Raw genomic sequence first — 21,480 nt, 5'->3', positions numbered from 1 at the left:
GATGGCGCAGCTTGCGCTCAAAAGGACGTGGAAGGGCGGCGGACTCGTCCAGACGATGCTGCGCACGAGCGCGACCAACTTTCTGATGATGGTGATCGCCACGCTGACGTCGATCGTGACCGCCCGTATGTTCGGCGTCGTCGGCAAGGGCGAGCTGTCCGCCATCCTGTTCTGGCCGACGCTGTTGGCGGGATTGGTCGGCTTCGGGCTTCCGACCTCGCTCATTTACAATCTGAAGCAATCGCAAGCCGGCGGGGGCGAGCTCGTCAGGGCCGGCTTTCTGTTCCAGATCCCCGTCAGTCTCGTCGCAGGGTTCGTCGCCTGGCAGGGGCTTCCGATCTGGCTAGCGGACTATCCCGGACCGGTCGTGCAGACGGCCCGCTGGTTTACGGCGCTGATGCTGCCAACGATTCTCGCAGCCAATCTGGTGGGGGCCCTGGCGCAGAGCATGAACCGCTTCAACGTGTACAACGGCGTGCGGCTGTACGGCCCGCTGTTTAATCTGCTCGGCTTGCTCGCGCTATGGACGGCGGGCCAGCTCAACCTCGTCTCCGCCGCAGCCGCGTTTCTGGCGACGAGCTCGCTCGTCCTGGTCTGGTCGCTGTACGGCATGAGGGACACGCTGCGGATCGACTGGTTCGGCGGCCTGCGGAATACCGGGGCAGCCAAAGCGTTGTTCGGTTACGGCAGCAAGGTGTTCGGTGTGGAGCTGCTCGGCACGCTGTATTCCCAGTTCGACAAGCTCGTCATCCTCTCGATGCTAACGGCCAAGGAGTTGGGCCTGTATACGGTCGTCTACGCGTTGTCACGCATCTTCAACGTCGTGCAGACCGCCGTTTCCAGCGTCGTGTTTCCGAGGGTAACCGGTTTGGATAACGCGCGGATCGTGGACACCGTAGGACGGGCGTTCCGGCTGTCCCTGCTCGTCATGGCGATCGTGCTCGCGCCAAGCCTGCTCATCGGGCGGTTCATGATGGGACTTCTGTTCGGCGAGCCGTTCCTGGAGGCGGAGGGCGCCTTCTATTTGCTGTCCGTCGAATGCATCATCGGAGGCGGCTCCTGGATTCTGGCCTCGGCGTTCAACGCGGCTGGACGGCCCGGACTCGTGCTCGTCAGACAGGCGATTTCGCTGGCGGCCACGATCGGATTGTTTTTTGTATTCACCCCGCTGTACGGCTTGAACGGAATCGCGCTAGCGCTGTTGATCGGGGCCGCGATTCGCTTGACCGTCACATTGATCGCGATGCGGATGGCATTTGGCGTCAAGGCGGGCAGCTTACTGTTCGACAAAAACGACTTTGGATTTCTGATCGAGCGGGTCAGAGAGAGAGGACGCCGCAAAGGAGAGAGTGGACATGCCAACTGAACGGATAGCTCATCCGATGGACGGGCTGAAGGAGCGGCTTCGCCAAATTTTGCAGGCGATTCCTCCCGGATCGAGCATCTATTACATCGACTATCCCGTTTACAATAACGGCGGCGATCTGTTGATCATGAAAGGGGCGGAAGCTTTTTTTAGAGACAACGGAATTCGCGTAAGAGCGCGGTACAGCGTGCTTGATTTTCCCGACAGGCTAAGCATTCCGGGAAATCAGATTATCGTGCTGCAGGGCGGAGGCAACTTCGGGGACCTGTACCCGGTGCATCAGAGACTGCGGGAGAAAATCGTGGCCCAGTATCCGTTTCATCGCATCGTTATTTTGCCGCAGACGATTTTCTATAGGGAGGAGGAGCAGTTCGACCGGTCGGCGCTCGTGTTCAACAAGCACAGGGACGTCCATCTGTTCGTCCGCGACCCGTCGTCTTACGCGATGGCGGCCAAGAAGTTCGACCGCTGCTCCATTTACTTATCGCCCGATATGGCCCACCAACTGTGGCCGATTCGGCCAACGACCAGCCCCGGCAAGGAGCTGCTCTGCTTTTTCCGGACCGACATCGAGCGGACGGGGGAGCAGGGACGGCTGGAGACGAACGTTCAAGGCGACTACTTGGACTGGAGCTCCCTGTATAACAAGGTGGAGAAAAAGTCGATCTCGATGATCGGGAAAATGATGGCCGGAAGCAGCGGGGCGCTGCCGCTGCATGCGATCTGGGACAGGTACAGCGATTATTTGGTGGAGAAGGCGATCAAGCGCTTCAGTGCGTATCGGCGAGTGAAAACCTCCAGGCTGCACGGGCATATCCTGTCCTGCCTGATGGATAAGCCCAACGGCCTGCTCGACAACTCGTACGGCAAAAATTCCAGCTATTATCATACTTGGACGAACGAAATTCCCACCGTAAGATTGGAGGCTATGCCATGAAAATCGTGCTTCTATCCGGCGGCTCCGGCAAGCGACTGTGGCCGCTGTCGAACGAGTCCCGTTCCAAGCAGTTTCTGAAGGTGCTGAACAACGGGAGGGGCGAACGGGAATCGATGGTCCAGCGGGTATGGCGGCAGATTGCGGCGGCCGGTCTCCGCGACGACGCGGTGATCGCGACCGGCAGGTCGCAGACGGAGATGATTCAGAGCCAGCTCGGCAGCGAGGTCGAGCTCGTCGTCGAACCGGAGAGAAGGGATACGTTTCCCGCGATCGCCTTGGCCGCCGTATATTTGTACTCGGTTAAAGGCGTAGGCTTGAACGAGACATGCGTCGTTATGCCCGTCGATCCGTATGTGGAGGAATCGTTTTTTGTTAAGACGAAGGAGCTGGATCCCGCATTGCGACAGTCGGGCGCCGATCTGGCGCTCATGGGCGTGAAGCCGACTTTTCCTTCCGAGAAATACGGCTATATCGTACCGGAGCCGGAGGACGGGGCTATGGCGGACAAGCCGTTCGTCAACGTAAGCAGCTTTAAGGAAAAACCCCGCCAAGAAGAAGCGGCAGCGATGATTGACCGGGCTGCGCTTTGGAACTGCGGGGTTTTCGCGTTTAAGCTCGATTTTCTGATCAACATTCTAATCGCGTACGAGCTGCCGATTCAGTACGACGAGCTGCTGAAGCAATACGGCAGATTGCCGAAAATCAGCTTCGACTACGAGATCGCGGAGCGGAGCCGACATATCGTGGCGCTGCCGTACGAGGGGGATTGGAAGGACCTCGGCACTTGGAACACGCTGACCGAGGAGATCGACAGTCCGCTGACCGGCAACGGAACGATCGCCGGCGATTCGCGCAACACGCACATCGTCAACGAACTGGACATTCCGATCACGCTGCTGAACTTGTCCGACGTTGTCGTTGCGGCCAGCCCGGATGGCATTCTGGTAGCGGACAAAGCGGCCAGCCCGTTGATCAAGGAAGTGATGAAGCATTCGGAGCAGCGCCCGATGTACGAGGAGCGACGCTGGGGCGGCTACCGAGTGCTCGATTACTTGAAATATCCGGACGGAACGGAAGTGCTGACGAAGCGCATCCGCGTCGCGCCAGGCCGCAACCTTAGCTACCAATATCATGAGCTTAGGGACGAGGTGTGGACGATCGCCGCCGGTCGCGGGGAGATGGTGCTCGGCGGCAGGAGGTTTTCGGTGAAGCCGGGAGACGTCGTGAAGATTCCGCGCGCCTGCAGACACAGCTTGAGGGCGGAGGCCGGGGAGGAGCTGGACGTCATCGAGGTGCAGACCGGATCCGAGCTGATCGAGGAGGACATCGTCCGGCTCGCGTTCGACTGGGACGAGATTTTGCAGATTTGCGCGGCGGAGGGAGCGTTGGCGCTTCTGCGTCATCCCGATGGGCCTTACGGCACGACTTCATAAACAGAGGAGAGTTGCGGGTATGAACATTGCGATAATCGGCACCGGCTACGTCGGACTCGTCTCGGGCGTTTGCTATGCAAAGCTTGGCCATCGGGTCGTCTGCGTGGACAAGGATCCGGAGAAGATCGCCGTCCTGAACTCCGGCGGCATTCCGATCTACGAGCCGGGACTGAAGGAGATGGCTGCCGAAAGTCGGCTTGCAGGCCATCTTGTCTTCACGACCGACCTGGCGTTTGCGGTACGCCGCTCCGACATCATCATGCTCGCGGTCGGCACGCCTCCGCTCCCTAGCGGGGAGGCCAATCTTGCCTATATCGATCAAGCGGCGATCGAAATTGCCGAGGCGATGAACGGCTACAAAATCGTAGTCGTCAAGAGCACCGTCCCGGTCGGTACGAACGAGCGCCTGGCGAAGCTGATGCGTTCGCGCACGATTATGCGCTTCGACAGCGTCTCGTTGCCGGAATTCCTGCGCGAGGGCTCCGCCGTCGAAGACACGCTCAGGCCCGATCGAATCATCGTCGGTGCGGAATGCGAAGGCGCGGCAGAGCAAATGATCCGGCTGCACGAGCCGCTGACCGAGCAGATTATTGTGACCGATATCCGCAGCGCGGAAATGATCAAATACGCGTCGAACGCGTTTCTCGCCACGAAAATTTCCTTCATCAACGAAATCGCCAACATCTGCGAGAAGGTCGGCGCGGACGTGACGAAGGTGGCGGAAGGCATGGGCTACGACAAGCGAATCGGGCCGTCGTTCCTGAAGGCCGGCATCGGCTACGGGGGCTCCTGCTTTCCTAAGGATACGCGCGCGTTGATCCAGATCGCCGGGCATGTCGATTACGAGTTCAAGCTGCTCCGTTCCGTCGTGGAGGTTAACCAGGACCAGCGCTTTAACGTGATCCGCAAGCTGGAGGCGATCTTCGGAAGCGAGCTGCCGGGCAAAACGATCGGCGTGTGGGGGCTGGCGTTCAAGCCGAATACCGACGACGTGCGGGATTCCCCGGCGCTCGAAATTATACGGCATCTGGTCGACCGGGGCGTGAAGGCGAAAGCGTACGACCCGATCGCGCTGCCCAACTTTCGTGCGATCTTCGGAAAGGAGGGGGTAGAATGGTGCAATAAAGCGGAGGAGGCGGCGCAGGGAGCGGACGCTTTGATTCTGCTGACGGAATGGGACGAGTTTGCCGGCGTCGACTTGGCGAGGCTCCAGCGAGTGCTGAAGCAGCCCATTCTAATCGACGGGCGCAACTTGTTCAAGGAAGAACACCTTGCCGGAACGGATTTCGCCTATTATTCCGTAGGCCGTCCGAGCCTGAGCAAAGGCGTGAAGGAACGAATGCCGGTTCTACAATTCTAGTCCGGGGCATCGTTATATGCGGCGCTCGGAAGAAGAGTTTCCAAACGATTTTTTTCATAATCATCCCAAACAGAGGTGAAGGACATGAAGCTTGGAAATAAGGTAACGCTATCGGCGCTTGCGGCTGTACTGGCCGTTACCTCTCTCGGAGGGGGAGCGCTCGGAGATAAGGGGTTTGCAGGAAAGGTAGGTTGGCTGCAAACGGCGAATGCCGAGGAGCCGCCGACCGGTGAACCTCCGGTTATAGAACTGCCGGGAACCGAGCCGCCGATCGTAGAGCCTCCGGAAACGGAGCACCCAGTAGTCGAACCGCCGGAAACGGAGCCGCCGATCGTAGTGCCGCCGGAAACAGAGCCTCCAGTAGTCGAACCGCCGGAAACGGAGCCTCCCGAAGCGGAGTCCCCGGAGGCGGAATTGCCCGAAATAGAGTCGCCGATTGTCGTACAGCCGTACGACGATCAGGCGGAATGGGCACGCCTGTTGGCTTCGGGCATTCTGGATCGCGTCAACGAATTGTTCGAAGCGCTTGCCGCCGGCGATCCCTCCGATTTCCAGGATGTGCTGAACCTGCGCAGCGAAATCGCCAGCCTCGGCGAATCCGACTACGAACCTCTAATTGCCCCGATCTGGAGCAAAATCGCCGGCAAGCTTCCCGAAGGAGTCGACGGAGAGGCGGCGAAGGCCAATCTGCTCAAATGGGTGAAAGCGATCGCCTCCGCCCGTTACGATCCCGAGCTGTCGGAATTCAAGGCCATTCGCAGAGATCCGGAATTCATCGCGATGATCCGACTGATCGAAACCGCCGGAGGCGGAGTGAACGTGACATTGCAGGATACGGCCGAGTTCCTGTTAGGTGACGGCGGAGCTCGCAAAGGCATTGAGGGTACGCTCGTCGACCTCATATCCGGTTTGTCTACGATGGAATTGGCGCAATTGCTGGCGAGCCAGGAGAAATTGACGGAAGTGCTGATTCAGGCAACCGACATTGTGGTGAGGGATACGGACAACTACAAAGTCAGCCAATTGCTGAATAATCTCGGCATCACGTCGGGAGATATCGGGAACGTCGTTCGCGGGCTTCAGCGTAAGCTGCAGAAGGACGAGCCCGCCGTTCGCGCACTGTTGATCGCTTACATCCGCACGGTTGCGGAAGCGAACGTGCAGATCAGCGAGGACGGGCGAGAGCATCGATACAGCTTGGCCGTACACGGAACGGAGATTCCTTCCTTCCTGCTTCGATGGGATAAGTTGTCGGGAGATCCCGAAGCAAACGTTACGCCGGAAGGCGTCGTTACGATTCCGGGAGACGTCGAAAGCGCGTCTGCCGTCATTCAGGCCAGTCTCGTAAACCCTCTTAACGGGGCGACGAAGACGATCTTCAAGCTGCAGATTACGCTGACGGCCAAACAAGCGGAAGGCGAGCAGTTCCCAATCGAAGCGTTCATCGCCAGGATGAGCCCTATTCGCGATGCTTTACTTGCGGGCGATCCTTCGGATGTTCGCGCCGTGCGTCATTTGCGCGACGAGCTTGCCGGCCTGGATGCCGCTTCGAATCTGAAGCTGATCGATCCAGTCTGGCGTCGCATCGCTCCCCGGCTTCCGGCGGACATCGACCAGGCGGCGCTTCGTCAACGTCTCTTCGAAGCGGTCAGAGCCGCAGGCGCGATCCATTATGATCCACAGGCATCGGAACTGCAGACCGTTCTATCCGATTCGAACTATCGCGCAGCCATGCTGACGATTGGAGAGGCTGCGGGAATTAAGCAGCTGACGATGGACGATTACCTGATCTTCTGGTTCGGAGACGGCGAAGGACGCGGAGGGGTTGAAGGGGAGATTCGCAATATCATCTCCGGAATGAAGCCTTCGGAGCTGGCGCGTCTGCTCGGCAGCTCGAATAGGCAAGAAACCGTTCGCAACCAAGCGATAGCCGCCGTATTGTCCAGAACGGAGGCTTATCCGTTAAGCGCCGCACTGACCGGACTTGGCGTCCGGTCGGACGACATCGGCTCCGCGATCGCAAGCTTCCGGAGTAAGCTGCGCAATGATGAGCTCGCCGCCGTCGCATGGACAGCCGCGACAATCCGGGCTGAAGCGGTGCCGACGGTCGACGTCGCTCCAAACGGAAGGCAGCATCAATACGGGCTGACGTTCCTGGGAGTTGAAATCCCGCCTTCCGTCCTGAAATGGACCAAGGTGTCGGGAAGCAAAGACGTCAACGTGTCCGCAAGCGGCAAGGTCACGATTCCCAAAAAGATCGCGGAGGCAACCGCGGTCATACAAGCGGTATGGACCAATAGCAGCATACGCAGCGGAAAAGTAGTGTTCCGGCAGGAAGTTACTCTGGTGAACGGAGACTACGTGAGGAAGGTCGATGACATCGTTAAAGAAATGAAGGAGAAGCTGGGCGACATCGACAGAAGGCTTAAAGGCGCGGAAGGAGACGAGGAGAAGGTACAGCTTCTGCTGGAGACAATCCAGCTAAACAAAGACACCGTAAACGAGATTCGCGCCGCCGAAGCGCCGAAACGGGAGAAGGACAAGGCGATCGGCGAAACGCAAAAGCAGACGCTGAAAATGACAACGCGAATTGTCCAGAGCCTATTGGAGTTGTAAACGACAAGGGGGCTGCCGCTTAGGGGGCAGCTCCTATTTTTCGGAATAAGGCAGGGATTAAGATGGGTAAAAAACGCTTGCGCCGAAAAAAACGGCGCGATTTTCCAAAGCCGGACGCCGCTATCGTCACGTTGTCGGTGTTGACATTTTTCCTTCTTCTTCTATGGGGAGGCTTGCATATGCGGGAAGTTTCGGAGAGGAAGCTGGTAGCCGCTGCTGCCGAAAATCAAGAACAAGAGGGAGCGCTGCAAGAGTATAGCGGCTCTCCGCATTCTGAGCCGAACGTAAGGTATCCGGCCGAAACGGATGGCTCGTATTCACCGGAGGACGGACGGTCGTTAACGCCGAGCGCCGTTGACGGTTCAGCAGCGAGCGACGGGGACCCGGATGAGAAGCCGGAACGACAAGCGATCTCGCAGCCAGATGTGCCCAACCGTTCCGAGTCCAAGACTGGGGCAGGGGCGGGAGACGGTAAATCAGCGGGATCCAGGCCGGACAACGTTATTGACCCCGAAACGTCGAACTCTGCGCTGACGGAACCCGAATCCCCGGTTTCTTCCGACACTGGGACGTCTGGAACAACAAGCGGTGTAGCGGAAAGCTCCCAACCGTCACAAAATCCGGAGGAGACGGGGAAATCCGTGACAGAGGGATATGCGCAGCCTTATGAGACTCCGACAATCACGGACAATAATCGAATGCGAAATTATGAAGAGGAGATCAAGGAGGTACAAGCTCAATGCGCGAAAGAGATGAAAACGGTTATGGTCGGGGCGGAAAACGGCTGGCTGCAAGTGGACAAGAGGGATCCTTACGCGATTCAGACGTGGCAGACGAGCTTGACGAAGGAGATGGCGGTTGCGGAATCGGAATGCGACAATCGGTTTCGGGATCTGACCCGGGACGCGGAGAAAGATACCGAATCGCCGGAAGTCATCGAAGAGTGGAGGAGGGCCTTCAACGCCGCGAAGGAAGAAATCAAAGCGGAGTCGAACGCCAAAGCGGCGAAATTAATTGGAGGGTGAATCGTCTTTGTTCGCCAGCGCACGGTCGCGAATCATTCGTTCGAGCAGGCTGCGGATCAAATCGAGATCGCTCTTCTCCAGCGGAACTCCGTCCCAATGAAGCTGCTCTACATTCAAATATTCTTTTGCGTTATGGTTAAGCTCGGCAGGCGGCTCCGGATAATCGGTTAGCCCCAGAAGGTAATCCGCCGACGTGCGCAAGATCCTGGAAATCGTCTGTATGGATTCGATCGTAGGCTGCCGGTATCCGGATTCGTATCCTGCGTAAGTGCTTTTGGCAACTCCAAGGCTATCGGCCACTTCCTGCATCGTCAGTTTTCGTTTTTTCCGCATCTGCTTCAACCGTTTGGAAAACATATCCAGCCCCCCCTTTCGAGTCCTCTCTACTTGTCGCATGGCAAAGCGAACGCAACGGATTTCGTCGTACTTCTCTAGAATGTACCCATAATTATAGCATGTTTACCATATGCTTTCATCCGCGGGATTCGTGCCGAAACGAGCCGCTGTCGGAAGGACGGCAGCCTCTTTTCCTTAGACAGTCGGCTCTCTCTTCCTATTCATACCTCTCCCAAGTTCCTTCGATTGCCGCGATATGTTAGTATGGAGTCAAAAAGAAGCCCGCTACAGGGTTTACGTTACGATAGTGAGGTTGACCCATGCTCCCTAGATATTCAACCGTCAGACAATTCGGCTCGGACGAAATCGTTATCAAGAAATCTCGCTTTATCGGTTACGCCAAGCCGGCGAATACCGAGGAGGAAGCGGTCGCTTTCATTGAAGAAATCAAGAAGAAACACTGGGACGCTACGCACAATTGCTCCGCCTACCGGATCGGGGAGCGCGACCAGTTCCAGAAGGCGTTGGACGATGGGGAGCCGAGCGGTACAGCGGGCAAGCCGATTCTGGAAGTCATCCGCAATCGCGGCCTGAAAAATGTCGTCGTGGTCGTGACCCGTTACTTCGGCGGAATTATGCTGGGGGCAGGCGGCTTGGTGCGGGCATATACGGACGGGGCGGTCGTCGGCATCGATGCGGCCGGTCCAATCGTCAAGGTGCTGCATCAGGAGGTTGTCGTCGATGTAGATTATACGTGGTACGGCAAGCTGGAAAATGAGCTAAGAGGCCGGGGGTTCCGGGTTGGCGAGGTTGCTTTTACGGATCGTGTGCGCGTCCCCTGCTATCCCGAGGCCGGAGAGGCGTCGGATCGCTTCCAAGCCTGGATCACCGACTTGACGCAGGGGCAGGCTGTCATCGAAGCCGGGGAAGAGAGCTACTTCATCGAGGGCGAGTGACGATTGTAGTTTTTTCATTTCAGTAGCAGACCGATAAGCCCGCCACGCGGTCTTATTCTCCGCCAACGACCAAGTAGCAGCCCGATAAGTCTCCTACGCGGTCTTAATTTTACCCTTTGACCAGCTTCACATAATACTCGCGCTGACGGGGGCCGTCGAATTCGCAGAAGTAGATGCCCTGCCAACGTCCGAGCAGCAGTCGTCCCCCGGAGACGATGACGGTCTGCGAAGTGCCGGTCGTGATCGCCTTCAGATGGGAGGCGGTGTTTCCTTCCGCATGGCGGTACTTTGGATGTTCCCACGGGTACACCTCGTCCAACCTCATCAGCACGTCCCGTTTGACGTCGGGGTCGGCGTTCTCGTTAATGGCGATGCCGGCCGTCGTATGCGGGCAATAGACGATAGCCAATCCGTCGGCTACGCCTTGCTTGGCGACGGCTGCTGCGACCTGCCTCGTAATATCGATCATCTCGTCGCGACGCGATGTCGTCAACGTTTCCTTAATGAGCATGATCAGCCCTCCTTTTTCCCGATTATAACATCTCTGCACGACAGCTTTAAAAGAGGTTTGCCGTTCTTTTTTAGTCGAACCAATAGAAGCGAGCCCACCGCATTCAGAAGGGATGGCTATGCCGCCTCCCTCCCGCCTTCCCGATTCCGAAAATCGAACTGTTTGAACATACACCGCCCATAAGGATTTTGAATAAGTTACATTAGATTTTTTGATGAAATTGCCAATTGGACAGCTAATATGGATTGACGAAATCAGCCTGTATCTGGTAAAGTAACAATAATACCTACTAAGGTAATAGGAATTATCTTATATACAGCTCTCAAAGCTCCGGGAGGTACACGTCAACGTGAGTTCCATGCTGCAGGGCCGCTGGTGGAGCTGGGGATTTCGCAGCACCGTCATGCTTTATTTTATTGTGCTGATTATTTTCCCTATTATCGGGATTTACGGGCAATCGTTCTCGTCGGGGTGGGCGGCATTCGCCGAAAATATTACGGAGCCGCTGGCCTGGAAGGCCGTGCTGCTCACGGTTAAGCTGGCTCTGATCGCCACTGTCGTCAATATGCTTATCGGAACGATGTCGGCGTGGGTGCTTATTCGCTACCGGTTTCCGGGACGAAGATTGCTGAACAGTCTGGTCGATTTGCCGTTCGCGCTGCCGACAGCCGTAGCCGGTCTGATGATTCTGCTGCTGCTCGGACCGAACAGTCCAGTCGGAGCGTTGGCGGAGAAGCTGGGTTTTACAATTCTGTTCCATCAGCCGGCGATCGTCATCGCAATGGTGTTCGTCACCTTCCCGTTCGTGATCCGCGCGGTTCAGCCGCTGCTGGAGGAGATGGACGCATCGGAGGAGGAAGCCGCCTACACACTGGGCGCGACGAAGGCGACGACCTTCTGGCGGGTTATTCTGCCGAATATGCTGCCGGGCATTTTGAGCGGGGCGATGCTGGCGTTCTCCCGAGCGCTCGCGGAATTCGGCGCGGTCGTACTTGTCGCCGGGAACATTCCGGGCAAGACGCTAATCGCGTCGGTCTATATTTTTGGAGAAATCGAGAGCGATAACGCAATCGGGGCAACGGCGGTCAGCGTACTGCTGCTCACGTTCTCCTTCCTGATTCTGTGGACGGTCAATTACGTCCAGATGAGGAGGAAGAACGGATGAGAAGGCTATGGATCGGATTAACCGTTGCCGTATTCAGCTTCCTGTTGATCATTCCTGTGATCCGGATCGCCATGGGCGCGTTCGACGCGGGCTGGAGCGGCTTCGCCCAAGGGCTGGCCAGACCGGAGACGCTGCACGCCTTATATATGACGGGGCTAATCGTAGTAATCGTAACGGTCGTCAATACGTTGTTCGGCGTGATGCTGTCGCTCTATCTCGTTAGGGCAAGCTGGCTGGGCAAGCGTCTTAAGCAACTGCTGAATAGCATCGTCGACCTCCCCTTCGCGGTATCGCCGGTCATCGGAGGTTTGATGATCGTGCTGCTGCTCGGACCGGAGACGGCGCTCGGGGCGCTGTTCAATAAGGCGGGCGTAGACATTGTGTACGCGCTGCCCGGCATGATTATCGCGACGTTGTTCGTGACGTTTCCGCTAATTGTTCGAGAAGTGATGCCCGTGCTGCAGGAAATCGGCAGCGCTCAGGAGGAAGCGGCGGCTACGCTGGGAGCAAGCGCCTGGACGACGTTCTGGCGCGTCACCTGGCCTTCGATTCGCTGGTGCGTCGTCTATGGCGTCGTGCTGACGGTGGCTAGAGCTATGGGAGAATTCGGAGCGGTGCTCGTCGTGTCCGGCAACATTCTGTTCAAGACGCAGACGGCGACGACGCTGGTGTACCAGGATGTCGAGAACTTTAATCTTACCGCGGCGAACTCTATCGCATTGGTGCTGGCGGCGGGCTCCGTCACGCTGCTGCTGCTGATGGAATGGGCCAAATCGAGAAGGGAAGTGCATTAAGATGCATATCGAGGTTCGCGGATTAAACAAAAAATTCGGCGATTTCCAAGCGGTAACGGACGTTAACTTCGAGATCGAGAAAGGCCAGCTAATCGGCCTGCTGGGGCCTAGCGGCGGCGGGAAAACCTCGATTTTGCGCATGCTGGCGGGCCTGGAAACGGTAGACGATGGCGATATTGTGTTCCACGGCAAACGGGTGAACGAGCTCCCTCCCCAAGAGAGGGGAATCGGCTTCGTCTTTCAGAACTATGCGCTGTTTAAGCATATGACGGTAGAGGAGAATATCGCATTCGGCCTGGAAGTGAAGAAGTGGACCAAGCCCAAAATTCAAGAGCGGGTCGCCGAGCTGGTCGAGCTGACCGGACTGAAAGGCTTCGAGAAGCGTTATCCGCACCAGTTGTCCGGAGGTCAGCGGCAGCGCGTCGCTTTCGCCCGAGCGCTTGCTCCGGAGCCGCAGCTGTTGCTGCTCGACGAGCCGTTCGCCGCGATCGACGCGAAAATCCGCCACGAGCTCCGTTCCTGGCTGCGCGAGATGATCGACCGTCTCGGCATTACCTCGATTTTCGTCACGCATGACCAGGACGAAGCGATCGAAGTGGCCGATCAGATTATGATTATCAACAAAGGGCGTCTGGAGCAGAAGGGCACCCCTTGGGAAATTTATAAAAATCCACAGTCTCCGTTCGTGGCGGGCTTTATCGGCGAATCGACGATCGTCGAGGACGTCTCGTCGTTGCGCGGTTTCGGCGGAACCGGCGAGCTGTCCGGCACCAAAGCGCTTATCCGTCCGGAATATGTCGAGATCGGCAAAGCGTCCGATTTCGAGCTTCTGTCGGCGACGGAGAAAGGAACCGTCCGTCACATTCATTTCCGCGGGAGCGAATGGCTGGTGGAAGTCGAGATCGGCGCGACGAAGCTCGTCACCTACCGTTCGTTGGAGAAGGAGATTTTGCAGCCGGGCAACGAGGTTCGGGTGCTGATTCATAGAGCCTATTTGTTTAACGACACGGACAGCTGGGTGATGGAAAACAGGCTGAAGGAAGACCCGATGCCGGTTCATATTTAACGATCGCATGGTCAGGATGGGAGCCTGCGCAGGCACCGGGAGGTCGCGATGAAGAGAGAAAATCGCATGCGCGCTATCGGGCGTATCGCTTGGTATGGCGTATTTATCTTATCTATACTATCCTTCTCGACGCTATCCGGCTGCGGAGGCGGCGGGAAGGAGCAAAGCGCTTCGGGAGCTTCCCCGGTAAAAGGGGACGTCACGCTTGTGCTCGGAGCATACTCGGTGGCTAAAGACGCGCTGCAGGAGATTATTCCCGCGTTTACGGCTCACTGGCAGGAGGTTGCGGGTCAGACAGTCTCGTTCCAGGAATCGTACGAAGCTTCGGGCACGCAGACCCGTTCGATCATCGGCGGTTTCGATGCGGACGTGACGCTGCTTGCGCTCGAAGGGGATGTCGATAAGCTGGTGAATGCCGGTCTTGTGTCCCCCGAATGGAATGGGGATCGGACGAAGGGAATGATTACTCGCTCGATCGTCGTACTGGGCACGAGAAAAGGCAACCCGCTCGGCATCCGGGATTTCGACGATTTGACGAAGCCCGGCGTCAAGGTGCTGTATCCGAATCCGAAAACGTCGGGAGGCGCCCAGTGGGACATTAACGCCATCTACGGAGCAGGTCTTAAGAAAGCGGAGCTAGCTACCGGATCGAAGGACGCCGCGGCAGGCAAACAATTCCTCGTCGACGTGCATCGCAACATCGAATCGATGGACAAGAGCGGGCGGGCTTCGATGGCCGCTTTCGAATACGGAGTGGGCGACGTTATCGTCACCTATGAGAACGAACTGCTGGCGCGCATCGCCAAGGGAGTAGAATATGACATCGTGGTTCCTCCTAGCACGATTCTGATCGAGAATCCCGCGGCAGTCGTGGACCGCAATGCCGATCGTCACGGCGTGAGGGAGGTCGCGGATGCGTTCGTCGAATACCTCTATTCGGATGAGGCGCAGACTCTGTTCGCCAAGCACGGCTTCCGTCCGGTGAGCGAAACGCTTGCCGCACGGATGGAAGACCGCTATCCGCAGCCGCCGGAGCTGTTCACGATCGATTACTTGGGCGGCTGGGACGAGGTCAAGGACACGTTGTATTCCAAGCGGGGAATTTGGTATCAGGTGCTAGCCGGACAATAGAATGCGCAAAATCGGTAAAAAACAGCTTTAGTGGGAATGCTATGCACCGCTGGGCTGTTTTTTTTGTTATAATTATGGCGTAGGAACGGAATTGTGCAGCCCATAGGAGGATTAACCTTTGCAGAGACCAACCACGATACGCATTATGCTCATGATTCTTTATCTTAAGCTCGTATTGCTTCTCATGAACGTTGGAACGATCGTCTTTAATCCTGGTTCCCTGAACGAAATCGACGAAGCGCAGAGAAGTACGTTTATCACTGCGATTACCATTCTTACGACGGTGTCGATTGCTTGTATAGCCGGCATGATTTTGACGATCAATAAGAAAAAATATTGGCCCACGCTGCTCATTGCCTTTGTACTCTTGATTTGCTCCACCATGATGAACCAGCTGCACTCGATGATGACGACTCTTATCATCGTGATGTTCCTGTTCAGATCGTCTCGCGAATACTTCCGCGGCGTATACGTTGCTCCGCCTTCCCCGCGAGCCAAAGCCTCCGCGACGGCTAAGTCGGAGTCGACGGAGGACGAGGAGTCTGAGCAGGCGGCGCTGGCCGAGCCGGACGAAGCGCCTGCCGCACCGCTCGTCAAGCTGAAGAAGGAGCCGGAAGTAAGCATTCGCGCCGCGACGCCGCAGGATGCGAACACGGTATTTTCGCTGATGATCATGGCCTTCGAGGAATATCGCTCGGCGATCCCGCCTTCGAGCGCATTGGCGGAGACGGAGGAGTCGGTCGAGGAGGCGCTGCGCAGCGGCAGCGAATCGGCTGTGCTGCTGTACGAGGACGATACAGCGGTGGCTATGGCTCGCTTCAAATATGAAAACGAGGCCATCTGCTTCTTCCGCTTGTCGGTTGTACCGCATCGTCGCAGAAGGGGCTACGCCAGACAGCTCGTGAAATGGATCGAGAAGGAAGGCGTGGCCAACGGCAAGACGATCAGCCGCTGCAAAGTCCGCCAATCGGTGCAGAACAATCTGGTGTTGTACCAGAATATGGACTACGAGATTGTCGATCAGGAGCTGATTGTCCGTCCTGAGGGAACGGTTAAGGCGCTGACGATGGAGAAGAAGCTTTGGGAGTAGAAGGATGACAACGACGGCTCGCCGATCCTCGGATCGTGCGGGCTTTTGTTCCTATTCATGGGAAATACGGAGGACCATATGCGGAATGTCGGGATATTCGCTCACGTCGACGCCGGCAAAACGACGACGACGGAGCAGATGCTGTATCGTAGCGGACGAATTCGCGCCTTGGGCAGCGTAGACGACGGCACGGCGCAGACGGATTGGCTGGAGGTTGAACGGACAAGAGGAATATCGGTGCGTTCCGCCGTGACTAGATTCGAATGGAAGAGCGTTCAGATTAATCTGGTGGATACTCCGGGGCACGCCGATTTTCTCTCCGAGGTGGAGCGTTCTCTGCGGGTAATGGACGGCGCGGTGCTGATCGTGTCGGCTGTAGAGGGCGTGCAGGCTCAGACGGAGGTCATCTGGCAGGCGCTCAGAGACTTGAACATTCCGACGCTGCTCTATATCAACAAACTGGATCGAATAGGCGCGGAGCCTGATCGGGTGCTGGAAGAGATTCGCCGACTGCTGTCGCCGGACGCAATTCCAGTGCAAAGCTTCGTAGGGGTCGAAGGAGAGTTCGCGGGCTCGATTGAGCTGCTTCAAGCTGACGGAGGAGGGACAGCGGACTCGCTCAGGCCGGTGCAGGCTGGCGTGGACGGCGAGGACGCTTGGCAGCGGGCGCACGAGGATCGGACACGACTGGCGGAGAAAATTGCCGAGCGGAACGACGCGCTGCTGGAACGGTATTTTGAACAAGGGGGGTTGGACGATGCCGAGGTGATAGCGCCGTTGAAGGACGGCGTTCGATCCTGCGAGCTGTTCCCCGTTCTGTACGGAGCGTCCGGCCGCGGCATCGGCGTGGATGCTTTAATGGATGCGATCGTCGGGCTGCTGCCTGCCCCGGGTGGGAAGGAAGAAATGCCGCTGTCCGGCGTCGTGTTTAAGCTCGATAAAGATTCGACAATGGGCAGGCTCGCTTACGTTCGTTTGTATGGCGGCGTTCTTCGCAACCGGGATACGGCTCGCAATCATTCGTTGAATATCGAAGAGAAAGTGACGCAAATTCGTAAAATGGACGGGCAGCGCAGCGAGGACGTAGGCATTCTGAAGGCTGGGGATATTGCCGTCGTCTGCGGGTGGAGCCGGGCGAGGATCGGGGATATTATCGGCTCCGAGGAAGGGGTTCCAGGGGTCAGAAGATTGGCCGAGCCGCTGCTTACCGTACAGGCGCATTGGCGGAATGAAGCGGAATATCCGGCCGTTGTCGCCGCGATGCAGGAGCTGGCGGACGAGGATCCGTATTTGGACGTGCAGTGGCTGCAGGAGGATCGGGAGCTGCACTTGCGAGTAATGGGACCGATTCAGGTAGAGGTGCTAGGGCAAATGCTGCTGAGCCGCTTCGGACTTGTCGTGGACTTCGGCGAGCCGTCCGTGATCTACAAGGAGACGCCGGCTCGCAAGGGAGAAGGCTTCGTCGCCTATACGATGCCGAAGCCCTGCTGGGCGATTCTCCGATTCGTGATTGAGCCGGGAGAGCGGGGGAGCGGGCTGCAGTATCATTCGGTCGTTCGCCCGGAAAGGCTGCTGGACAGCTATCAGAACGAGGTGGCCAGACGCGTGCCGGAGGCGCTGGAGCAAGGGCTGAAGGGCTGGCCGGTCACCGATCTGAAGGTGACGCTGATCGAGGGCGAGCACCATGTCTGGCACACGCATCCGCTCGATTTCGTCGTGGCAACTCCGATGGGGATTATGGACGGCTTGGCGAATACGGGGACGATTTTGCTGGAGCCGATGCTGCGGTTCCGACTGTCGACGCCCGAGGAGTTCGGCGGAAAGCTGATGAGCGAGCTGTCCGTCATGCGAGGAGAGTTCGATATGCCGGTTGTGCGTCAAGGCCGCATGGAGCTCGAAGGACGGCTCCCCGTCGCGACATCGCTGGATTTTCCGGCTCGTCTGGGATCCATGACCAGGGGCAGAGGGACGCTGACGACGTACTTCGACGGCTATCAAGTGTGCCCTCCCGACGTGCAAGCGGAGAGAACGAGACGCGGAGTTAATCCGCTCGATACGTCCAAATATATTTTGGCGACTCGCAAGGCTTTGTCGATAGGGTGACTCGCGCAGCTTCCGAGAGGAATCTAGCGAACGGTTTACTTCCGCGGATTGGGTATAGTAGAATCGGAATACCGAATCAGAGGCCTGCGGATCATTCGCCGGCATCGGAAGGAAGCGAGTCATCATGTATAGTCTTCTCATCGTAGACGATGAATTTTATGCGGTTAACGGCATCAAATCGGGGTTGGACTGGTCGGTCATGGGCTTCTCGGCTGTCTATGAAGCCTATGACGGCGCCATGGCTCAAGAGGTGATCGGCAATCATACGATCGATGTCATGATTTGCGATATTGAGATGCCCGGCAGCAGCGGTTTGGAATTGCTGGAATGGGTCAATGAGCGGGGACATCCGATCGAGACGATATTTCTGACGTGCCACTCCAATTTCTCATATGCGCAGAAGGCGCTGCAGTTGGGCAGCTTGAACTATTTGGTCAAACCTGTCGACTTCATCGAGCTGGAAAGCATTGTTGTGAAAGCGCTTAACAATGTCGTTCGCGAACAGGAAGCGAGCCATGTCCAGAAGGAATACCATAAATATTTGGAGCTGTGGGAAGCTAGAAGGCCGCTTATGCTCGAGAGATTCTGGCAGGAGCTGCTGGACCACCGAAGCCGACCCGCGGATGGCTGGATCGACCGCGAGCTGGCCGGTTACGGTACGGAGCTCACGAAGGAGTCCCGCGTATTCCCGGTGTTAGTAAGCATCGAACGCTGGCACAAGGAAATCGATACCCGCGATGAGGAGATTATGGAGTATGCGCTGCGCTGCGCCGCGAAGGAGATCATTTTGGCGGAACGGCCGGGGATCGTCTTCCAGGACCGCGAAGGGATGATCGTCATTCTGGCTTACGGCGGCGGAGGAGAACGGACGATCCGGCAATGGATCGCGGATTGCGAAGCTTTCGTCCAAGCTTGCGTCGAATACTTTTTCAGCACGGTTACTTGTTATTTGGGCAAAGAGACGGAAGTCCGGCAGCTGGGAGCGATGTACGGAGCGCTGCAGTATGCGGAGCAAAACAATGTTAGGCGCAACCGGCAAATCGTCTGTTATGTCGAGGATGCCTCCGGTCAGGCAGGGGTAACGGATGCGTTGCCGGACTTTTACGAGTGGGCGGAGCTGCTGGAGCCGGGGAGAATCGAGCCGCTGCGCGAACGCGTACGCGATTTTTTCGTTCGGCTGGAGCGGGAGGCGGGGCTGACGGTCGCGACGCTTCACGCGTTCTACCACGGAATGCTCCAAATGCTGCACTATCTCCTGCACAAGAAAAGGACGGCGGCTCCCCGGCTTCAAGGCGGCCAACTGTTGGACAAAGACGCGGTTACTCGTTCGATTCTCGATTTGCAGGCATGGGCGGAGCAAGTGTTGGAAACCTACGAGGAAGCGATTCAATCCGGACAGCAGGACGAATCGCCGATCGATAAGGCCAAACGGTTTATCGGCGAGCATCTGAAGGAGGAGGTAAGCCGGGAGCAAATTGCCGATCACGTCTTCCTGAACCCGGGTTACTTGTCTCGGCTGTTCAAGAAGGAGACGGGGGAATCGCTGTCGGATTACATTCTGAGGGAGCGGATGGCGTTGGCCCAGAACGCGCTCGCTTATTCGGACGAGCCGATCAGCAAAGTCGCGCGCTCGCTGGGGTACAACAGCCTCTCTTATTTCGGGAAAACGTTCAAAAGGTTTCACGGAATGAATCCGCAGGATTATCGCAAGAGCATCGACGCCGGGAACGGGCTCTTCCCATGAAGAGGCAGCGTTCGCTAAGCGCCAAACTCGTCGTAGCTTTTATTGCCGTGGCTATCCCGTTCCTCCTGTTCCTCGTCTATATTAATCGGTACGCGATGGACGTCGTGAGGACCCAGGTAGCGGAATCCCAGCTCAGTCTGCTGAGAATGCACGCCAACGATATGGACGGAACGCTGACCCAGGTCGATCACTATTTGCTGAGCTCGGCTTTTCAGCATGCGGGTATTACATCTCTGATGCTTAACGCTCCCGACAGCGACGAGTACACGCTGACCCGAATTCAAGTATTGAATCAGTTGAACAGAGATTTGGTCCACTATAACCGGGTTGGCATGCTGTTCGCCTATGCAGCCTTGAACGAAGATTTGATGACGTCGGAGCCGAATCGCAACGTCCCCAAAGCGATCAGAGAGCAGCTGGCCGAGACGATGAGGACGCTAAATGCGCACGATGCATACTTGCAAACCTGGAGCGCAATAACCTTCAACGGCGAGCCGTGGCTGATGCGCGTGGAGAAGAACGATTTCAACGTCTATACGGGCGCTTTGATCCGCGTGGCCACTTTGATGGAGCCGATTCGCAGCGTCATGGCCGAGGGCTCGGCACAGGTTCTTCTCTTGAACGACTCGGGCGAGCTGCTGTCCTCCGGATTGGCCGATCCGCCGTCGACGGAGGAACGGCTGCGCCTGTTGGGCGGCTCCGACAGGCCTTACGAGACGATCGCCTTCGATCGGGAGGAGATGCTCGTCGTCACGAACGCTTCGCAGCAGTCGGACACCCGGCTTGTCGTCCTGATCCCCGAGGCGCAGCTTCTTAAACGACTCGTTACGTTCCAGACGATCATCAAGCTGGCTCCACTGGCGGCGGCGCTCTTGCTGCTGCTTCTGCTGTTTTTCTTGAGAGGGGTCGTGCTCAAGCCGACTGCGCAATTGGTCAGAGGGATGAGAAGGATTAAGGACGGAGACCTGACCTATCGACTGGAGCCTTCCGCCTCGAAGGAATTCGGCCTGATCACGGACAATTTCAATGCGATGGCCTCGGAGATCAAGGATTTGAAAATTCACGTATACGAGGAGCAGCTGAGATTAAACAAGGCGGAGATCAAGCAGCTTCAGCTGCAAATTCATCCCCATTTTCTCCTGAATTCCCTCAATGTCGTCTTTCATCTGGTCGAATCCCGCGAGACCAAGCTTGCCCAGCGAATGATCCGGTACATTATGAACTACTTCCGGTTCGTGACTCGCACCTCGGTCCCCTTCGTCCGGTTGGAGGAGGAGATCGAGCATATCTCTACGTATTTGGAGATTCAGAAGATGAGATTTCCCAACTTTCTCGACTTTGAGATTGCGGCGGACGGCGATCTGAAGGACTACTTGCTGCCGCCGGTCCTGTTTCAGCCGTTCGTGGAGAATGCGATCATTCACGGGTTCCGCATTCGCAATCAACGATTTGTAATCCGGATCTCCGCGGAGAAAGACCCGGAGAGCCCGGATGGCGGGCTCGTCATTCGAATTGCGGATAACGGGACGGGATTTACGGAGGAGCAGCTGGAGAAATTCGGGAGCGCAAGCTTTAAGCAGGATCACGAGCATCTGGGTATCGGCAACGTGTACGACCGCTTGCGTATGAACTACGGGGAGCGCGCTAAGCTTCTTTTCGGCAATCTGCCCGACGGCGGAGCTGAGGTCGCTCTGCGCCTGCCGCTGCAAACCGTTGCGCCAACTTCCGGATAAAGCCCCCTGTGCGGGGCTTTTTTGATTAAGCGTGCTCCGAGGCGCGACACAAGTGGGAGGAAGCTGAAGGCAGCTGGCCGGCAGGTAACAAAAGTGATAACGGAAGTGACATTT

At 57.1% G+C, this 21,480-nt stretch carries 17 protein-coding genes; 15 read left to right on the top strand and 2 right to left on the bottom strand.

Going from position 1 to position 21,480, the window contains the following annotated elements:
- The first annotated feature begins 1 nt into the window (after nucleotide 1).
- The 6 genes from J4772_RS08965 (at nucleotide 2) to J4772_RS08940 (ending at nucleotide 8,737) form a co-directional block, all read left to right on the top strand.
- Entirely contained in the window at nucleotides 2-1,366 is a 1,365-nt protein-coding gene (locus tag J4772_RS08965; protein WP_209074957.1) for a lipopolysaccharide biosynthesis protein, read from the top strand.
- Nucleotides 1,356-2,303, top strand: a complete 948-nt coding sequence (locus J4772_RS08960; protein ID WP_209074956.1) for a polysaccharide pyruvyl transferase family protein — start codon at nucleotides 1,356-1,358, stop codon at nucleotides 2,301-2,303. The genes J4772_RS08965 and J4772_RS08960 overlap by 11 nt, the downstream gene beginning before the upstream one ends.
- Nucleotides 2,300-3,736, top strand: a complete 1,437-nt coding sequence (locus J4772_RS08955) for a sugar phosphate nucleotidyltransferase (protein WP_209074955.1) — start codon at nucleotides 2,300-2,302, stop codon at nucleotides 3,734-3,736. Before J4772_RS08960 ends, J4772_RS08955 begins: the two co-directional genes overlap by 4 nt.
- Nucleotides 3,737-3,755: 19 nt before the next feature.
- A complete protein-coding gene (locus J4772_RS08950; RefSeq protein ID WP_209074954.1) occupies nucleotides 3,756-5,096 on the top strand; it encodes a UDP-glucose dehydrogenase family protein in 1,341 nt (446 codons plus the stop codon).
- Between the two features lie 84 nt (nucleotides 5,097-5,180).
- Nucleotides 5,181-7,712: a nuclear hormone receptor family protein gene (locus J4772_RS08945; RefSeq protein WP_209074953.1), complete on the top strand. Its 2,532-nt coding sequence runs from the start codon at nucleotides 5,181-5,183 to the stop codon at nucleotides 7,710-7,712.
- Between the two features lie 179 nt (nucleotides 7,713-7,891).
- Nucleotides 7,892-8,737: a hypothetical protein gene (locus tag J4772_RS08940; protein ID WP_209074952.1), complete on the top strand. Its 846-nt coding sequence runs from the start codon at nucleotides 7,892-7,894 to the stop codon at nucleotides 8,735-8,737.
- On the opposite strand, the gene J4772_RS08935 is transcribed toward J4772_RS08940, so the two are convergent.
- Complete coding sequence (locus J4772_RS08935) at nucleotides 8,723-9,094, bottom strand: helix-turn-helix domain-containing protein (RefSeq protein ID WP_209074951.1); 372 nt, start codon at nucleotides 9,092-9,094, stop codon at nucleotides 8,723-8,725. The genes J4772_RS08940 and J4772_RS08935 overlap by 15 nt on opposite strands.
- 299 nt (nucleotides 9,095-9,393) lie before the next feature.
- On the opposite strand from J4772_RS08935, the gene J4772_RS08930 reads away from it, so the two are divergent.
- Nucleotides 9,394-10,029 carry a YigZ family protein gene (locus J4772_RS08930; RefSeq protein WP_209074950.1) on the top strand — a complete coding sequence of 212 codons (636 nt, stop codon included), beginning with the start codon at nucleotides 9,394-9,396 and terminating at the stop codon, nucleotides 10,027-10,029.
- 109 nt (nucleotides 10,030-10,138) lie between these two features.
- Here J4772_RS08930 and J4772_RS08925 read toward each other — a convergent pair whose 3' ends face one another.
- The gene (locus J4772_RS08925) at nucleotides 10,139-10,540 is read right to left on the bottom strand and encodes a secondary thiamine-phosphate synthase enzyme YjbQ (RefSeq protein WP_209074949.1); all 402 of its coding nucleotides are present in this window, start codon (nucleotides 10,538-10,540) and stop codon (nucleotides 10,139-10,141) included.
- 358 nt (nucleotides 10,541-10,898) lie between these two features.
- Between J4772_RS08925 and cysT the strand changes: the two genes are divergently transcribed.
- The 8 genes from cysT to J4772_RS08885 all read left to right on the top strand — a co-directional run bounded on the left by cysT (nucleotide 10,899) and on the right by J4772_RS08885 (nucleotide 21,366).
- Nucleotides 10,899-11,705, top strand: coding sequence for a sulfate ABC transporter permease subunit CysT (cysT, locus tag J4772_RS08920; RefSeq protein ID WP_371822890.1), 807 nt, complete (start codon nucleotides 10,899-10,901; stop codon nucleotides 11,703-11,705).
- Nucleotides 11,702-12,499, top strand: coding sequence for a sulfate ABC transporter permease subunit (locus tag J4772_RS08915; RefSeq protein ID WP_209074948.1), 798 nt, complete (start codon nucleotides 11,702-11,704; stop codon nucleotides 12,497-12,499). Before cysT ends, J4772_RS08915 begins: the two co-directional genes overlap by 4 nt.
- Nucleotide 12,500: 1 nt before the next feature.
- Nucleotides 12,501-13,565, top strand: coding sequence for a sulfate/molybdate ABC transporter ATP-binding protein (locus J4772_RS08910; RefSeq protein ID WP_116061678.1), 1,065 nt, complete (start codon nucleotides 12,501-12,503; stop codon nucleotides 13,563-13,565).
- 48 nt (nucleotides 13,566-13,613) lie between these two features.
- The gene (locus J4772_RS08905; protein ID WP_209074947.1) at nucleotides 13,614-14,696 is read left to right on the top strand and encodes a sulfate ABC transporter substrate-binding protein; all 1,083 of its coding nucleotides are present in this window, start codon (nucleotides 13,614-13,616) and stop codon (nucleotides 14,694-14,696) included.
- A 118-nt stretch (nucleotides 14,697-14,814) separates the two neighbouring features.
- Nucleotides 14,815-15,786, top strand: a complete 972-nt coding sequence (locus tag J4772_RS08900) for a GNAT family N-acetyltransferase (protein WP_209074946.1) — start codon at nucleotides 14,815-14,817, stop codon at nucleotides 15,784-15,786.
- Nucleotides 15,787-15,864: 78 nt separating this feature from the next.
- Nucleotides 15,865-17,889, top strand: coding sequence for a GTP-binding protein (locus tag J4772_RS08895; protein ID WP_247741056.1), 2,025 nt, complete (start codon nucleotides 15,865-15,867; stop codon nucleotides 17,887-17,889).
- Between the two features lie 124 nt (nucleotides 17,890-18,013).
- The gene (locus J4772_RS08890; RefSeq protein WP_209074944.1) at nucleotides 18,014-19,633 is read left to right on the top strand and encodes a response regulator; all 1,620 of its coding nucleotides are present in this window, start codon (nucleotides 18,014-18,016) and stop codon (nucleotides 19,631-19,633) included.
- Nucleotides 19,630-21,366, top strand: a complete 1,737-nt coding sequence (locus tag J4772_RS08885; protein ID WP_209074943.1) for a sensor histidine kinase — start codon at nucleotides 19,630-19,632, stop codon at nucleotides 21,364-21,366. Before J4772_RS08890 ends, J4772_RS08885 begins: the two co-directional genes overlap by 4 nt.
- Nucleotides 21,367-21,480: the final 114 nt, after the last annotated feature.

The organism is Cohnella sp. LGH (genome assembly GCF_017671885.1).
GTDB classification, from domain to species: Bacteria; Bacillota; Bacilli; order Paenibacillales; family Paenibacillaceae; genus Cohnella; species Cohnella phaseoli.
This window is presented reverse-complemented; position numbering and strand designations above follow the sequence as displayed.

Bases quoted from the DNA above. Each gene is read 5' to 3' on its own strand.
- J4772_RS08965 (WP_209074957.1), top strand. From the start codon at position 2: ATGGCGCAGCTTGCGCTCAAAAGGACGTGGAAGGGCGGCGGACTCGTC.
- J4772_RS08960 (WP_209074956.1), top strand. From the start codon at position 1,356: ATGCCAACTGAACGGATAGCTCATCCGATGGACGGGCTGAAGGAGCGG.
- J4772_RS08955 (WP_209074955.1), top strand. From the start codon at position 2,300: ATGAAAATCGTGCTTCTATCCGGCGGCTCCGGCAAGCGACTGTGGCCG.
- J4772_RS08950 (WP_209074954.1), top strand. From the start codon at position 3,756: ATGAACATTGCGATAATCGGCACCGGCTACGTCGGACTCGTCTCGGGC.
- J4772_RS08945 (WP_209074953.1), top strand. From the start codon at position 5,181: ATGAAGCTTGGAAATAAGGTAACGCTATCGGCGCTTGCGGCTGTACTG.
- J4772_RS08940 (WP_209074952.1), top strand. From the start codon at position 7,892: ATGCGGGAAGTTTCGGAGAGGAAGCTGGTAGCCGCTGCTGCCGAAAAT.
- J4772_RS08935 (WP_209074951.1), bottom strand. From the start codon at position 9,094: ATGTTTTCCAAACGGTTGAAGCAGATGCGGAAAAAACGAAAACTGACG.
- J4772_RS08930 (WP_209074950.1), top strand. From the start codon at position 9,394: ATGCTCCCTAGATATTCAACCGTCAGACAATTCGGCTCGGACGAAATC.
- J4772_RS08925 (WP_209074949.1), bottom strand. From the start codon at position 10,540: ATGCTCATTAAGGAAACGTTGACGACATCGCGTCGCGACGAGATGATC.
- cysT (WP_371822890.1), top strand. From the start codon at position 10,899: ATGCTGCAGGGCCGCTGGTGGAGCTGGGGATTTCGCAGCACCGTCATG.
- J4772_RS08915 (WP_209074948.1), top strand. From the start codon at position 11,702: ATGAGAAGGCTATGGATCGGATTAACCGTTGCCGTATTCAGCTTCCTG.
- J4772_RS08910 (WP_116061678.1), top strand. From the start codon at position 12,501: ATGCATATCGAGGTTCGCGGATTAAACAAAAAATTCGGCGATTTCCAA.
- J4772_RS08905 (WP_209074947.1), top strand. From the start codon at position 13,614: ATGAAGAGAGAAAATCGCATGCGCGCTATCGGGCGTATCGCTTGGTAT.
- J4772_RS08895 (WP_247741056.1), top strand. From the start codon at position 15,865: ATGCGGAATGTCGGGATATTCGCTCACGTCGACGCCGGCAAAACGACG.
- J4772_RS08890 (WP_209074944.1), top strand. From the start codon at position 18,014: ATGTATAGTCTTCTCATCGTAGACGATGAATTTTATGCGGTTAACGGC.
- J4772_RS08885 (WP_209074943.1), top strand. From the start codon at position 19,630: ATGAAGAGGCAGCGTTCGCTAAGCGCCAAACTCGTCGTAGCTTTTATT.